We start from the raw sequence: 14,022 nt of genomic DNA, 5'->3' as shown, positions 1-14,022 counted from the left end.
CTTCCATTCTATTCTGGAAATTATAACACAATATTCCAATAAATAGAAAACACACATAGATTGCTTGGCTCTTATGAAAAAAGGTGTGAAAGAAAGCGATTAAAAAGAAAAAGCACGAAGGGATATTTTCCCGTACGCACTTTTTCTTTGTGACAGACTATGAGTTTCGGCTAGCATACACCCCCATCGCATCCCGCATAAACACCGCTAACCCTTCCCCAAACTGATCAATATTCTTCCTAAACCGTTCATCATCCACATACATCTTTCCAAGCCCCGCAAAAACTTCCGGTGGGTAGTTGCCTATTTTATTTAGCATGGTATACCACTCCCCAATCGCCGCTTGTGCTTCGTCTGATGCAGGGTCCAAATGTCTTACGCTTGCCAAGTTAAAGTAAATTCGATTCATTTCCTCGCCAAGTTCCGGTCCGAACCCGGCAACTTTCTTCTTCGACTCGTCGACTGCTTTGTCACCCCACCGATCTCTTGCTTCTTGTTCATATGGGTTATGACTAAAGTCAAATCCCTTAAATTTCTCTTCGTTCGTCATATTAATTTCTCCCTTCTCATGCTGGATTGTCTGCTCAATTGTTTCAATCATTGCATCCAGTCGTTTGCGCTTTTCAAGCAGCATATCGCGCTGCATTTCGAAAGCTTGTTGACGGTTGAATGATGGATCATCAAGCAGCTTCTTAATTTTTTTCAAAGGAAAGCCAAGTTCGCGGAAGAATAATATTTGCTGTAACGTTGCGATGTTTTCATCGGAATAAAGCCGATAGCCCGCTTCGGTTGTATCATCTGGTGTTAGTAGACCAATTTCGTCATAGTGATGGAGTGTGCGCACACTTATACCGACTAATTCGGCTACTTCTTTTACTTTCATTGTCTGTGGCCTCCCTTCAAAAATAACTATAATGTATGACGTAACGTAAGGGTCAATATAAAGTTTTGGGAGAATTTAATTTTTAGTTAGTTAGAGCAGAGCGCAGGGTTGCCCTCAAGCGACCGCGAGTTGCCCGGATATGGATTCGAGTTGCCCTCAAGCGACCGCGAGTTGCCCGGATCTGGATTCGAGTTGCCCTCAAGCGACCGCGAATTGCCCGGATCTGGATTCGAGTTGCCCTCAAGCGGCCGCGAGTTGCCCAGATCTGGATTCGAGTTGCCCTCAAGCGACCGCGAGTTGCCCGGATCTGGATTCGGGTTGCCCTCAAGCGACCGCGAGTTGCCCGGATCTGGATTCGAGTTTCCCTCAAGCGACCGCGAGTTGCCCGGATCAAAAAACAGGTGCCAGGCACAGTCACAATTCGCGTCATTCCGCAAATCGTGTCCATGTCTGGCACCCTAAATACCCCTTTAGATTAAATTATATAGTGCGTATTCCTTCCCATTCCGATATATCGTCTTCCAATGGAATTTGTGCTGCGCGTGCTTTTTGTGCAGCGACGAAGAAAACAGCAACCAGTGCGATGGAAATGACGGCTGCCCCGATGTATGCAACATTCATCGGCAAGCCAAATCCAATGCTCGCATTTAAAATATACGTCATCGTTGTCATGAGCATGAATGTTCCTGGAACAAGTGAAATCCAGTAATTTTTGCCAGCGATATACAAGTACATCGCCCCAACGAACAATGCAATCACGGCTGTCGATTGGTTTGCCCATGAGAAGTAGCGCCATAAAATATTAAAGTCGACGCGTGTTAATCCAACAGAAATGACAAACATCGGAAGCGCGATCCATAGTCGGCTTGAAAACTTTGCTTGTGACATTTTGAAGTAGTCTGCGATAATCATGCGTGCACTACGGAATGCCGTGTCTCCAGATGTAATCGGTAGAATGATGACCCCTAGAACCGCTAAAGTACCACCGATTGCACCAAGCATCATTGTAGACGCTTCGCTGACAATCAGTGCAGGTCCGCCTGCCGCCAATAATTCGTTCAAGCTGACTGGACCATTGAACAACGCCATTGCGGCAGCTGCCCAAATCATTGCAACAATTGCTTCTGCAATCATCATGCCGTAGAAAATTTTACGGCCTTGTCCTTCTTTTTGCGTCGTTCGTGAAATAATCGGCGACTGTGTTGCGTGGAAGCCAGAAAGTGCTCCACATGAAATCGTTAAGAATAATAATGGAAAGATCGGTAAATTATCCGGATGCAAGTTTGCCAATGTCAGTTCTGGAATCGGTGCACCTGTCAGCACTAATCCGCCTCCTACACCGACAGCGCTAATGATTAACAATAACCCGAAGATTGGATAAACTCGACCGATAATTTTATCAACCGGCAACAGCGTCGCCAAAATATAATAAATGAAAATCAATGCAACAATGACACCAAGGGCCATCCAACCGTTCATCAAATTGTACAGCAATCCAGCAGGTGCAGAAACGAAAACCGTTCCGACCAACACTAAAAGTAGGATTGCGAACGCATTGACAACATGCTTCATAAATTTCCCCAAAAATTTACCCGCAAGTTCCGGTAAATGCGCACCTCTGTTTCGAATAGAGATCATGCCTGTTAAATAGTCATGAACCGCCCCAGCAAAAATCGCACCCACAACAATCCATATGAACGCAACCGGTCCATACAGCGCCCCCATAATTGGACCAAAAATCGGTCCGACTCCCGCAATATTCAATAATTGAATGAGAGAGTTTTTCGACGTGCTCATCGGCACATAGTCTACACCGTCATTGTTGACATATGCCGGTGTGGCACGCTCCGTTTTAACGCCAAACGTTCTCTCCACAAATTTGCCGTACGTGAAATACCCGACAATGAGTAAGATGATCCCAAATAGAAATGTGTACAATGAAAACTCACCCTTTCCCTTTTGCTACTTCATATATTCAGTGTAAAGGGAATCCTCTAATAGTGGGGTGTTTTTGATCTAACATGTCAATTTGAGCGACTAACATGTCAATTTCCTAGACTGACATGTCCTTCGTTTATAGCTCTAAGCGCTGGCGCAACTCTCTCACATAGTTTCTGCTGACCGATAACAGTTCCGTCCGGCCATCCAATTCAAGCTGATAGGCGCCGTTAAACCAAGGCGTTAAACGACGCACATATTTTAAATTAACGACATATCCTTTATGAATCCGGAAAAATGAAAATGCTGTCAAACGATTCTCTAGTTCTTTTAGCGTTGCACGGATTTCATACTCGTGAGAAGCGGTGGCGATTTTCGTTACCTTGTCATCTCTGAATACATACAAAATATCATCCGGAGCTACATAAACGATTTCCCCATCCGCTTCGACCGCCAACTTCCCAAACGTTTCAACTTCTGGAGCCGCTGACGGCGCTAATACTTTTTCGATTCGGTCAATCGTTTGTTTAAGCTGTTCTTCATCGTACGGTTTTAGCAAATAATCCGTAGCGTTGATGCGAAATGCTTCCGCCGCAAATTGCGGATACGCTGTTGCGAATATAATGAGCGGCACTTTTTTAAGTTCAATTAATGCTTTTGCTACTTCCATGCCATTCATTTTTGGCATTTCAACGTCCAGAAAAATTACATCCGGCTGGAGTTGTAATGCCTTAACGACAGCCGTTTCTCCGCTTTCCGCTTCGCCGACAATTTGAATGCCCGGAAATTTCCCGAGTAAATAAGTCAATTCTTCGCGGGCATACCGCTCATCATCCACGATCATCGCTTGGATTTTCTCCATCGTTCCCCACCTCCCCTTTAGGTATTCGAAAAGAAATCGTCGTTCCTTTCATCGGTTCACTTTGGACAACGAGGGACGACCGTTCTCCAAAAGTCATTTGCAGACGTCGGTTGACATTAAATAACCCGACGCCGGTTCCCGTTTCGGATGCCAATTGACCCGTGCCAAGCATCGCAGCCCGCTCCGATGACATCCCTTGCCCGTTATCGGATACACCTATTTCAATGTCATCGCCTATTGGACGGATAAATACTTCAATCACACTGTCTCTTTCCATATCTTTAATCCCATGATGAATGGCGTTTTCGACAATGGGCTGCAATGTGAATGGCGGAATGGATTGCGTCAGTACCGTTTCCTCCACGTCGTAATAAATGGTCAATTTGTCTACGAATCTTGCTTTATTAATGGCTAAATAGGCTTTGACATGCGAAAGTTCCTGCGCCAGAGACACAAGCGTTGCTGTCGTACCGGTGACGTTTTGACGAAGAAAGTACGATAGCGAGGTGAGCAGTCTCCTGGCCTGATCGGGATCTGTCCTGATTAGAGATACGATCGTGTTCATCGCATTAAATAAAAAATGTGGATGGATTTGCGCTTGTAATGCCTTGATTTCCGCTTCTTTCGCAAGTTGCACCGCGCGATCCGCTTCGGCCAGTTCTAGCTGGTTACTAAGGAGGGCACTTAAGCCGGTAATTAACTCAACCGTGACATCGGTAATTGTTTTTCCCGAAGAATAATACAACTTCAATGTCCCAACTGTTTTCCCCCTTTGGATAAGCGGTGCAATGACCGCCGCGCCAAGTGGACACGTCGGCTCTGTACAGTGAATGGTGCCTTCATCGACGACCATCAGCTTCCCATTGTCAATAACTTCCTTCGTTTCATCCGTCCGAATCGGGCTGTTCATTTGGTGATGATCGCTTGCGATTCCGACATGTGACAAGATACTTGTTGAATTGGTAATGGCAACTGCACTGGGTTTTAGTTCGCGGTATAAAATGTCACAGACAGCACGAGCCGTGTCCGTGTTCATGCCTTTCCGTAAGTGGCCAAGGGTTTGGTCGGCAATGCGCAATGTTTTTTGTGCTTGCAGCGCCGTCTCTTTCTCCCGCTCGCTTGTCACATGGCGGATGATTAAAATGAACAGCGCAGTACCTACGCCGTTTGTAATAATCATCGGCAGCCCAATCACTTCAACGAGGGCATACGCTTTTTCAAATGGCTTGGAGATGAGTAAAATGACACCCATTTGCATAGCTTCGGCCATTGCGCCGATGCCAAAAATTGTGAGTGGGGAAAGAACTTTCTTTTTCTGATGAAAATACCCTGCCAGAAAGCCCGCGACGATTGTGGAAAAACCACAAGAGAACGCTGTGAACCCACCCAGCGTCATCCGGTGAATTCCCGCGATGAGCCCGGCGCCAATCCCTAGCCGATATCCACCTAACAGCCCTGCAACGACAATCCCAATCACCCTTGAGTTTGCGATCGCTTCTTCTGCCGCTAGTTCAAGCGCCACGCTATTAAAATTGGATGTGTCCGTATTAAACGCAACGCCGAAATAAGTACCCGCAATGCCAAAAAGCCCAAAATATAAAATGGCAGAGAGCTCTTGCCGTCTATTCAACTGATCATGCCGAACTAAGTCTTTAAAAAATTGAAAACGGGTTAAAATGAATGCAACTGCAATAATCATTCCAACCCTTTCAAACATTATGACAAATAAATCTAACAAGACAATCACCCCCTGTCTAAACCGAGAAATTCGGTTTCTCATTAAAATCTCATTTTCTTCCAAACTTCTTTTAATTTTAAGCCGGTATTCTAGCCATAACAAATATGTGGAGGATTTCACGATGTTTTCTAAATTACAAAAGATCAAATCAACTATTCAAATTCACAAACATTTTTCTTATACAATTTATTATGAAGGGATTGCTTATGAAGGTTTGTATGACAATGCATTCATGAACTGGTTAAATCCAAACCCGCCCAGCAAAGACGAAATCAAACAAACTCAAAAAGTAAAAGCCATTATGAATGCGAAATTGCACAACCTTCTCTAAAGTTCATTTATCTCTCCAGCTTCGACTGTACATACATTCTCAATTGATCAACTTGATCGATTTCCCGCTTCGGCAAAATATAGGCACTTACTGAGCTATTATACAAGTAAAAATATTGGTCGTCTTCTTGAAAACTTGTAATGCCAGACCAAGTTACTTTCGTTTCTTTATTGGAAGATGTATCGACCAATCCTTCATCGGTCAACGTGAGCTGATGATCGCCTAATAAGCCGTCATTCTTTCCTTCTTTTATCATTTTCTTCGCATGACGGGTAATGAGACTATAAAAATACTTTGGATAAAAAACAACCCATAAAGCGCTCATAAGTAAAAAAGTAATTAGTAGCGGCAACAACGGGATGTCCCCCATCCATGAGAGAAAGTAAGCACCTGCGATAAAGATGAATGGCGATAAAAACCTTTGCCATCCTAACGCCTGCTTACCCGTTTTAGAATTTTTGACGTGGTATAAATTGAAATGGATATAGTCTTCTTCAGTTAAATTGTAATAGATCTCCATCGTCCATCCCCCATTAAGTGATTTCTTCAATTTCTTTCTTTTTAGGAAAACCAAACTTCGTTTCAGAGATCAAAATCGCCCCCAAAATGAGAACTGCACCAATCATCATTTTTACCGTTAACACTTCACTTAATATGACGACTGAAAATGCCATACCCCAAAACGATTCTGTCGACAAGATGATCGCTGCTTTCGTTTCGGAAATGAATTTCTGCGCCATTGTTTGCAGTAAAAATGCAATTGTTGTTGAAAAAATCGCTAAATACAGCAGCATCGTCAAGCCTTCTGTTTGCATCGAAAAAGAAGTCTCCCCTTTGAATACGACAACCACACAGCCGATGATTGCCGCTGTCACCATTTGCGTAAGGGTGAGCAAAACCGCATCTTCACCTTTTACGAATCGAGACGTATAGAAAATGTGGAACGCAAATCCGACAGCACATAAGAGCGTCAATAAATCCCCGATATTAATGTCAAAGGATAATTGCAGCGATAATACTGCCACACCAATGATTGCCATTATGGCACCAACAAGTTCGAACCCGTCGATTTTTTTCTTGTACAATAAAAAACCGATAAAAGGAACGATCACAACATTCACCGCTGTTAAAAACGCATTTTTAGATGGGGTTGTATATTGAAGCCCCACCGTTTGAAGAACGAACGCTACATATAAGAAGATTCCTAAAATTGCGCCCTTGATGATCGTACTCTTCTTTAGATCTTTTAACTTTTTATGAAAAACGATACTTAATAGGAGCGCGCCCATTAAAAACCTTCCCGCCATAATCTGGTAAGGTGTATAATGTTCCAGCGCCACCGCACTAGCCACAAAGCCGCTTCCCCAGATAATTGCCGTTATGATGAGTCCAATTTCGCCAATATATTTCCGCATACATGTCACCGCCATTTTTTTAATAGTACCATTATAGCGGATTTACATGATCCGCAAGTCTTTTATTTCCCCTGCCATTGATCGGCACGGGGCCTATTATGATCGCCATGGCTGTACTTATGACCGGCATAGGGGCGGTTCTGACCGGCATAAGTCCTTTTATGACCGTCTCCTTAGTTTACAACGGGCAAATCCCAAACGCATCGACTTCTAACAAAAAAAGACCCCGCAGGATCTTTTTCATTCCAAAATATCGCACACCCGACCGACTTGTCCATCTGTTAAACGCACTTTAATGCCATGTGGATGGAAACTTGAATTTGTCAAAATATCTTTGACGACGCCTTCCGTTTTAACGCCTGTTCGTTGGTCTTTCTTTAATATAACAGCTACTTTTAGACCCGCCCTAATATCACTTCGATTTTGTCCGCTCACATTAACACTTTCCTTTCAAACATGTTGTCCTTTAGCATTCTTCCCTAGTACATTGGAAAGTATATAGGCAGCTGTCGCAGCGATGAATAGGAAAATCATAGGCATTGAAGACCCCTTCCCAAATGCCACTTCTTGCGACACAGCACCACTTGCCGTCGTAAAATCGGGCGTATAAAAAAATGTTAACAATGCGCCAGAGACAAGTTGAAGCCCTGCATAAAGTACCGCAAAACTAACAATAAAAACCAAATATTTTTTCATAGTGAATCACTCCCTTCCTAGAATACGGAATCATTCGCTATTGGTTTCATTTACTATACACCACATCGCCCGCCACAACTGTCATCACGACTTCCGCTTCTACGATTTCTTCCGCCGGCACTGTGAAAAGATCCCGATCCAACACTGTAAAATCAGCGTCAAAACCTGGCACCAGTTTACCGCGCACGTCGTCCTTCCCAATCGTGGCAGCACTCCCTGTTGTAAATAGTCCAACCGCTTCAAAACGGCTCAATTTTTCTTCAGGTAAATACCCTTCATGTGTTTCCCCTACTTTTCGCCGAGCAACCGCCGCATAAATCCCAAGCAATGGATCAACTTCTTCAATCGGCGCGTCCGATCCGCCTCCGCATATAAACCCGCGGTCAAGCAGCTTTTTCCATGCATATGCCCAGTCTAGACGATCTTCTCCTAACCGATCCATCACCCACGGAAAATCAGAAGATACGAATACCGGCTGAATGTCCAAAATAACAGGCAATCCTTTCATCCGTGCGACTAAATCTTCTCGCAACACATTCACATGAATGAGGCGATCTCGCTTCCCATTCGGCGCTGGGTATTTTTCAATCACATCCAACGCTTTTTCGACCGCGGCATCTCCAATCACATGTACAGCAATTGCTTCTCCGTATTTGCGGGCAAGTTTCACCTGTGCTTCGATTTCCTCATCGGTCAGTACGGTAATCCCTGACGTTTCCGGTGTATCGACATATGGTTTACTGAGCAATGCTGTTTTTCCGCCCAATGCACCGTCGATGAAAAACTTCATCTCTCCTGGATCGATCCAAGGTTCATTGTAAGCTGCTTGTTCTTCCATTAATTGCTCGAACACACCTGAACCTCTCAACAAATGCGCACGGAATTTCTTTTGTTCGCCAATCACATTGTGAAACGCCTGCAAGGGCTTTTTGTAGTCGCCGTACCAGCCAAGGTCGTCTGTCACTGCCCCCGTTAACCCAAGTGCGTGCATGTCATTGATGGATTTCTCCAACGCCCGCGTTAAATACGCTTCTGTTGGCTCTGGCATATGTTGCAATACTAAATTCATCGCGCCCTCTTTTAAAAAGCCTGTTGGTTCACCGTTATCATCCCGCACAATAATCCCATCTTCAGGATCTGGTGTATCTTTTGTAATCCCTGCGATTTCAAGCGCTTTCGAATTGACGATCGCCGCATGTCGACAAGTCCGTTTCAAAAACATAGGTGCCTGCATCACGTGATCCAATTCTTGCCGCGTGAAAATTTTCTGATCGGGGAAGTTGTTTTCATTCCAACCTTCACCGATAAACCATTCATCTTCCACCACGTCTGCGTTCTGTAACATGTCTATCATCTGCTCGGAGGATGAGGCTTTTGACAAATCAAGCCGCAGCAGCTTTTCCCCATGCCCAATGACATGCATATGACTGTCAACGAAGCCCGGATACAGCACTGCCCCCTTTAAATCGACTTCATGGTCAGCTTGTCCCTTGAATTCTGCATATGTACCCGTCGCGACAATTTTACCATTTTCCGTTAGGAGCGCTTCGACCGCGTCCCCTTCTTTTTCCATCGTATGAAATGTTCCGTTATGCCAAATTTTTCGCATCCAAAATCCCCCCAGTACTATGTATTATTCTAAACTTCTGGGCACCCAAGGGTCAATGTTTGGAAAATTCATGCTACAATTAAAGTAATAGCTATAGGAGGGATTGACGAATGAAGTTAATTGTTTACTTGGCAGGAGAAATTCATAGTTCGTGGCGTGAGGAAATTATACGAAAATCTGCCGCATTAAAGTTACCGATCGATTTTGTGAGCCCAATGTTAGACCACGATCGCTCCGACAATATCGGAGAGGAAATTTTAGGTGAGCAGCCAAACGCCATTTTCAAAGACGCTGCCGCATCCAGCTTTAACAATTTACGGACAGAAGTTTTAATGAAAAAAGCTGATCTCGTCATTGCATTGTTCGGTGAAAAATACAAGCAATGGAATACAGCGATGGACGCGAGTGCCGCGGTCGCTTACGGTAAGCCACTTATTTTAATTCGCCAAGAAGCGCACCACCATGCATTAAAGGAACTTTCCCGAAAGGCTCATGTTACCGTTGAAAATGTAGACCAAGCGATCAAAGCGCTGCGCTATATATTTGAATAACCAAAAGGTTGCCCTAGTCACATGTGACAGGAGCAACCTTTTTTTGTTTCCGTCTAGACTCCAGGCGCCCTGCGCTTTTGGTTATTTACAAAACCTTTACGTTTCCTTCATACTCCCTCAACAATCTTTTCCTATGATAATACACATGAGAAGATCTTCAACACGATTAGGAGGATGTAAATGACTTTACTGAAAGAACGTATTGGGGATGTACAGCTCCGCGTCATGGATAATACAAATTGGCGGAAACCTGTCTATGAAACAAATGGGTTGAACCTTTGGTACGGAGCCTCCCATGCATTAAAAAATATTAATCTTTCTATTAATGAAAAAGAAGTGACTGCGATCATTGGGCCTTCCGGTTGCGGGAAATCGACTTATTTAAAAACGCTCAACCGAATGGTCGAAATGGTACCGGATGTCAATATTTCAGGCAACATCACATTCAAAGGAAACAATATTCTTGGAAAAGAAATGCCCGTTGAAATGCTTCGTTCCAAAGTGGGCATGGTTTTTCAAAAACCAAATCCATTTCCAAAGTCAATTTATGAAAACATTGCGTTTGGCCCTAAAATCCACGGCATCAAAAATAAGGCCACACTCGATATGATCGTAGAAGATAGTTTGAAAAAAGCTGCATTATGGGACGAAGTGAAAGACCGACTGCATAAAAGCGCTTATGGTCTTTCGGGGGGTCAGCAACAGCGCCTTTGTATCGCACGCTGTCTCGCCATCGATCCGGAAGTCATTTTAATGGATGAGCCAACATCCGCACTAGACCCTGTTTCTACACATAAAGTGGAAGAACTCATTTCATCCATTAAAAATGATGTAACGATCGCAATTGTCACCCATAATATGCAGCAAGCTTCAAGGATTTCAGATCGTACCGCGTTTTTCCTAAACGGAGAGATTATCGAAGTCAATAGCACAGCAACCATCTTCAACAATCCCAACGATCGACTAACAAATGACTACATCAACGGTCGTTTCGGGTGACTTTTATATCAAATAACAGTCAAGACAAAAAAGAATAGAGAGAGCTTGGGGGAGGAATTCAATTGAACATTAAAAAATTTGTTTTATTATTAGTAGTCGCTGCTATTGGCGTTATTGCAGTAGCTTGCGGCAATGGATCTGCAAACGAGAAAACGGGAAACGAAGGAACAGGAAATGAAGAATTATCAGGCAGTGTTGTCATCGATGGATCTGGAACGGTTTACCCTTTAATGGCAAGACTGGCTGAAGAATACATGCTGAACGAACAACAAGATGTATCTGTTGAAGTAAGCCGCGCAGGGACAAGCGCTGGATTTAAAAAGTTTTTAGTAGACAATGGCACTGACTTTAATGATGCTTCCCGTGAAATCAAAGAAGAAGAGGCAGCAGAAGCAGACAAACTTGATATAGAAGTAAAAGAATTAAAAGTGGCACTAGATGGATTAACGTTTGTCATTAATAAAGAGAACGATTGGGCGACTGAAATGACACCAGAGCAATTGATCAGCATCTTCAAAGCAGATGGAGCCGTTGAAAAGTGGTCGGACATTAACCCAGAATGGCCAGACGAAACAATTTCTCCGATGGGACCGAATGAAAACCATGGAACGTATGAGTTCTTTTATGAAAAAGTTCTTGATAAACAAGATTTAGTGAGCAATGTCAACCTTCAACAAGAGTACTCAACGCTTGTGAAGTTAGTATCAGAAGACAAGAACGGGATTGCGTTTTTCGGTTACGGATACTATGTCAATAACAAAGATCAATTACAGGCGGTCGGCGTAGATTTTGGAAATGGCCCTGTTGAACCTGCGTTGGATACAATCGCAGAAGATGGTGCCTATGCCGATTTCACACGTCCAGTCTTCACGTATTTAAACGTCAACCATGCAAAAGATAAACCACAAGTGTTGGACTTTGCCCTTTACTCATTAAATAACATGAACAAATTTGCCGGTGAAACGGGCTTTGCACCAATTCCAGAAGCGGAAGTCAAAGAAAACATTGAGTTTTTAGAAGGACTTAAGAAGTAAAATTTTATTCGGTAGATTATCGAGTGACTGTCACCCCTGCGCTTTGTCAAAGGTAAACGGTGACGGTCACTCGACTTGTATATGCCTAAATTGAAGGGGTGCTTGTTTAAATGCCAGTCAACAGCGATCTTACGAAAAACAAGGCTGTTAACATTCGAGATTTGATCCAACAAAATAAGGAAAAAAAAAGTAATAGGGAAAAGTTTGAAAAATCCATTCCTGCATTACTTTTTCTCATAGCATCTGTATCGATCTTAACGACGATCGGCATTGTTTCGACATTACTTATGGAAACAGTGGAATTTTTCAAGCGTGTGCCGATCGTCGACTTCTTTACTGGAACTGTTTTAAAGCCATTGAGTCAAACACCTAGTTTCGGTGTGCTGCCACTGATTATGGGAACTGTCACTTCCTCCCTTATCGCGATGGCTGTCGCGGCTCCCATTGGACTCATGACCGCGATCTACTTAAGCGAATACGCATCTGAAAAAGTACGCAAAACAGTTAAACCACTGTTAGAAGTCCTGGCGGGTGTTCCAACGATTGTCTATGGTTTTTTCGCATTTACATTTGTTACGCCACTGCTTAAAACATTCATCCCTACGCTTGAAGCGACAAATATCTTAAGTCCAGGTATTGTCATGGGTGTGATGATCATTCCGATGATTGCATCACTTTCGGAAGATGCAATGAGTTCGGTTCCAAATTCTATGAGAGAGGGTGCACTTGGGCTAGGTGCCACAAAATTAGAAGTAACTGGACGTGTTGTCATTCCAGCCGCCTTATCTGGAATTATTGCTTCTTTTGTCCTCGGGATTTCTCGTGCCATCGGTGAAACAATGATTGTTACGATTGCGAGCGGAAGTACGAAAAACTTTACGTTTGACATCACCCAATCGATGCAAACGATGACGGCCTATATCGTTGAAGTAACCGGCGGAGATGCGCCTGCCGGATCGACAATTTACTATAGCCTATATGCCGTTGCGATGACGCTTTTTCTTTTCACGCTTCTAATGAACATCATGGCTAGAAAAATCTCTCGTAAATTTAGGGAGGAATATTAAAATGGAGTATATCAGCACAAATCGTGTAGCCCGCAAAATGAGTGCACGTTTACTTTTGAATAACTTATCGAAATTCATCTTTTTACTGGCCACGTTCTTTGGCATCTTTGTACTTGGAGTCCTTATTTACCGGGTCGTCTCTCAAGGCATTGGCTGGCTAAATGTCGACTTTCTAACCGGCAGACTTTCTACTCAAGCGGACAGGGCAGGGATCATGGGCGCAATCCTCGGAACTTTTTGGCTCATGATGGTTGTTGTGCCTGTCACGATGTTTTTAGGTATTGGAACTGCCATTTATCTGGAGTTATATGCCAAGAAAGGACGTCTACAATCCTTCATTCAAACGAATATTTCAAACTTAGCAGGTGTCCCTTCAATCGTTTACGGAATTTTAGGGTTAACTGTTTTTGTACGAACCTTGGATTTCGGAAATATCGTGTTAGCTGGTGGATTAACGATGTCACTCTTAATCCTCCCAATCGTCATTGTCGTTAGTCAGGAGGCACTGCGTTCCGTGCCGCAGCATTTAAGTGAAGCTTCTTATGGTATGGGGGCAACGAAATGGCAAACGATCCAAAAAGTGATTTTACCTGTGGCACTGCCGGGCATCTTAACAGGCGCGATTTTATCGCTGTCCCGTGCAATCGGAGAAACAGCCCCGTTAGTCGTCATCGGTATTCCAGCATTGTTATTACCTTTCCCGGGGAGCATCTTGGATAAATTCACCGTCCTTCCGATGCAAATTTATTATTGGACACTTGATTCTTCACTAATGGCAGAATACGCAAACTTGGCGGCTGCAACGATTATCGTTCTACTTGTTGCATTGTTAATCTTGAACTCAACTGCCATTATCATCCGAAACAAATTCCAAAAAAGATATTAAGTGTAAAAAAGGG

At 43.5% G+C, this 14,022-nt stretch carries 15 protein-coding genes; 6 read left to right on the top strand and 9 right to left on the bottom strand.

All coding sequences use genetic code 11. The annotated features are described in order from the left end of the window. Positions 1-157 precede the first annotated feature (157 nt). The 4 genes from AU377_RS10860 to AU377_RS10845 form a co-directional block, all read right to left on the bottom strand. The gene (locus AU377_RS10860; protein ID WP_067407778.1) at positions 158-883 is read right to left on the bottom strand and encodes a MerR family transcriptional regulator; all 726 of its coding nucleotides are present in this window, start codon (positions 881-883) and stop codon (positions 158-160) included. Between the two features lie 480 nt (positions 884-1,363). Then, positions 1,364-2,821, bottom strand: coding sequence for a carbon starvation protein A (locus AU377_RS10855; RefSeq protein ID WP_067407777.1), 1,458 nt, complete (start codon positions 2,819-2,821; stop codon positions 1,364-1,366). Positions 2,822-2,957: 136 nt separating this feature from the next. Further along, on the bottom strand, positions 2,958-3,683 hold the full coding sequence (locus tag AU377_RS10850; protein WP_067407776.1) for a LytTR family DNA-binding domain-containing protein: 726 nt from the start codon (positions 3,681-3,683) through the stop codon (positions 2,958-2,960). After that, the gene (locus tag AU377_RS10845) at positions 3,652-5,430 is read right to left on the bottom strand and encodes a LytS/YhcK type 5TM receptor domain-containing protein (protein WP_368664428.1); all 1,779 of its coding nucleotides are present in this window, start codon (positions 5,428-5,430) and stop codon (positions 3,652-3,654) included. Before AU377_RS10845 ends, AU377_RS10850 begins: the two co-directional genes overlap by 32 nt. Positions 5,431-5,542: 112 nt before the next feature. Between AU377_RS10845 and AU377_RS10840 the strand changes: the two genes are divergently transcribed. Further along, entirely contained in the window at positions 5,543-5,752 is a 210-nt protein-coding gene (locus tag AU377_RS10840; protein WP_067407774.1) for a hypothetical protein, read from the top strand. A 7-nt stretch (positions 5,753-5,759) separates the two neighbouring features. Here AU377_RS10840 and AU377_RS10835 read toward each other — a convergent pair whose 3' ends face one another. The 5 genes from AU377_RS10835 to AU377_RS10815 all read right to left on the bottom strand — a co-directional run bounded on the left by AU377_RS10835 (position 5,760) and on the right by AU377_RS10815 (position 9,472). After that, on the bottom strand, positions 5,760-6,272 hold the full coding sequence (locus tag AU377_RS10835; protein ID WP_067407773.1) for a YcxB family protein: 513 nt from the start codon (positions 6,270-6,272) through the stop codon (positions 5,760-5,762). A 13-nt stretch (positions 6,273-6,285) separates the two neighbouring features. Beyond that, positions 6,286-7,167 (bottom strand): DMT family transporter, encoded by an 882-nt coding sequence (locus AU377_RS10830; RefSeq protein ID WP_067407772.1) that lies wholly within the window; start codon positions 7,165-7,167, stop codon positions 6,286-6,288. Positions 7,168-7,407: 240 nt separating this feature from the next. After that, on the bottom strand, positions 7,408-7,602 hold the full coding sequence (locus tag AU377_RS10825; protein WP_067407771.1) for a YwbE family protein: 195 nt from the start codon (positions 7,600-7,602) through the stop codon (positions 7,408-7,410). A gap of 15 nt (positions 7,603-7,617) precedes the next feature. Next, a complete protein-coding gene (locus AU377_RS10820) occupies positions 7,618-7,863 on the bottom strand; it encodes a hypothetical protein (protein ID WP_067407770.1) in 246 nt (81 codons plus the stop codon). Positions 7,864-7,909: 46 nt separating this feature from the next. Continuing rightward, positions 7,910-9,472, bottom strand: a complete 1,563-nt coding sequence (locus tag AU377_RS10815; protein WP_067407769.1) for an amidohydrolase — start codon at positions 9,470-9,472, stop codon at positions 7,910-7,912. Positions 9,473-9,582: 110 nt separating this feature from the next. Between AU377_RS10815 and AU377_RS10810 the strand changes: the two genes are divergently transcribed. The 5 genes from AU377_RS10810 (at position 9,583) to pstA (ending at position 14,009) form a co-directional block, all read left to right on the top strand. After that, positions 9,583-10,023, top strand: a complete 441-nt coding sequence (locus AU377_RS10810) for a YtoQ family protein (protein ID WP_067407768.1) — start codon at positions 9,583-9,585, stop codon at positions 10,021-10,023. Between the two features lie 225 nt (positions 10,024-10,248). Beyond that, positions 10,249-11,022, top strand: a complete 774-nt coding sequence (gene pstB, locus AU377_RS10805; RefSeq protein ID WP_305809685.1) for a phosphate ABC transporter ATP-binding protein PstB — start codon at positions 10,249-10,251, stop codon at positions 11,020-11,022. A 62-nt stretch (positions 11,023-11,084) separates the two neighbouring features. Further along, a complete protein-coding gene (locus AU377_RS10800) occupies positions 11,085-12,056 on the top strand; it encodes a PstS family phosphate ABC transporter substrate-binding protein (protein WP_067407766.1) in 972 nt (323 codons plus the stop codon). 110 nt (positions 12,057-12,166) lie between these two features. Continuing rightward, complete coding sequence (gene pstC / locus AU377_RS10795; RefSeq protein ID WP_067407765.1) at positions 12,167-13,123, top strand: phosphate ABC transporter permease subunit PstC; 957 nt, start codon at positions 12,167-12,169, stop codon at positions 13,121-13,123. Position 13,124: 1 nt separating this feature from the next. After that, positions 13,125-14,009, top strand: a complete 885-nt coding sequence (gene pstA, locus AU377_RS10790) for a phosphate ABC transporter permease PstA (RefSeq protein WP_067407764.1) — start codon at positions 13,125-13,127, stop codon at positions 14,007-14,009. Positions 14,010-14,022 lie beyond the last annotated feature (13 nt).

Source organism: Sporosarcina sp. HYO08 (assembly GCF_001563475.1).
Classification (GTDB): Bacteria; Bacillota; Bacilli; order Bacillales_A; family Planococcaceae; genus Sporosarcina.
Note: the sequence above shows the minus strand (reverse complement) of the source record. Positions and strands in the feature narration are given on the sequence as shown.

Excerpts from the sequence above, each read along its gene's own strand:
- AU377_RS10860 (WP_067407778.1), bottom strand. The coding sequence starts at position 883 with ATGAAAGTAAAAGAAGTAGCCGAATTAGTCGGTATAAGTGTGCGCACA.
- AU377_RS10850 (WP_067407776.1), bottom strand. The coding sequence starts at position 3,683 with ATGGAGAAAATCCAAGCGATGATCGTGGATGATGAGCGGTATGCCCGC.
- AU377_RS10840 (WP_067407774.1), top strand. The coding sequence starts at position 5,543 with ATGTTTTCTAAATTACAAAAGATCAAATCAACTATTCAAATTCACAAA.
- AU377_RS10835 (WP_067407773.1), bottom strand. The coding sequence starts at position 6,272 with ATGGAGATCTATTACAATTTAACTGAAGAAGACTATATCCATTTCAAT.
- AU377_RS10830 (WP_067407772.1), bottom strand. The coding sequence starts at position 7,167 with ATGCGGAAATATATTGGCGAAATTGGACTCATCATAACGGCAATTATC.
- AU377_RS10820 (WP_067407770.1), bottom strand. The coding sequence starts at position 7,863 with ATGAAAAAATATTTGGTTTTTATTGTTAGTTTTGCGGTACTTTATGCA.
- AU377_RS10815 (WP_067407769.1), bottom strand. The coding sequence starts at position 9,472 with ATGCGAAAAATTTGGCATAACGGAACATTTCATACGATGGAAAAAGAA.
- AU377_RS10810 (WP_067407768.1), top strand. The coding sequence starts at position 9,583 with ATGAAGTTAATTGTTTACTTGGCAGGAGAAATTCATAGTTCGTGGCGT.
- pstB (WP_305809685.1), top strand. The coding sequence starts at position 10,249 with ATGGATAATACAAATTGGCGGAAACCTGTCTATGAAACAAATGGGTTG.
- pstC (WP_067407765.1), top strand. The coding sequence starts at position 12,167 with ATGCCAGTCAACAGCGATCTTACGAAAAACAAGGCTGTTAACATTCGA.
- pstA (WP_067407764.1), top strand. The coding sequence starts at position 13,125 with ATGGAGTATATCAGCACAAATCGTGTAGCCCGCAAAATGAGTGCACGT.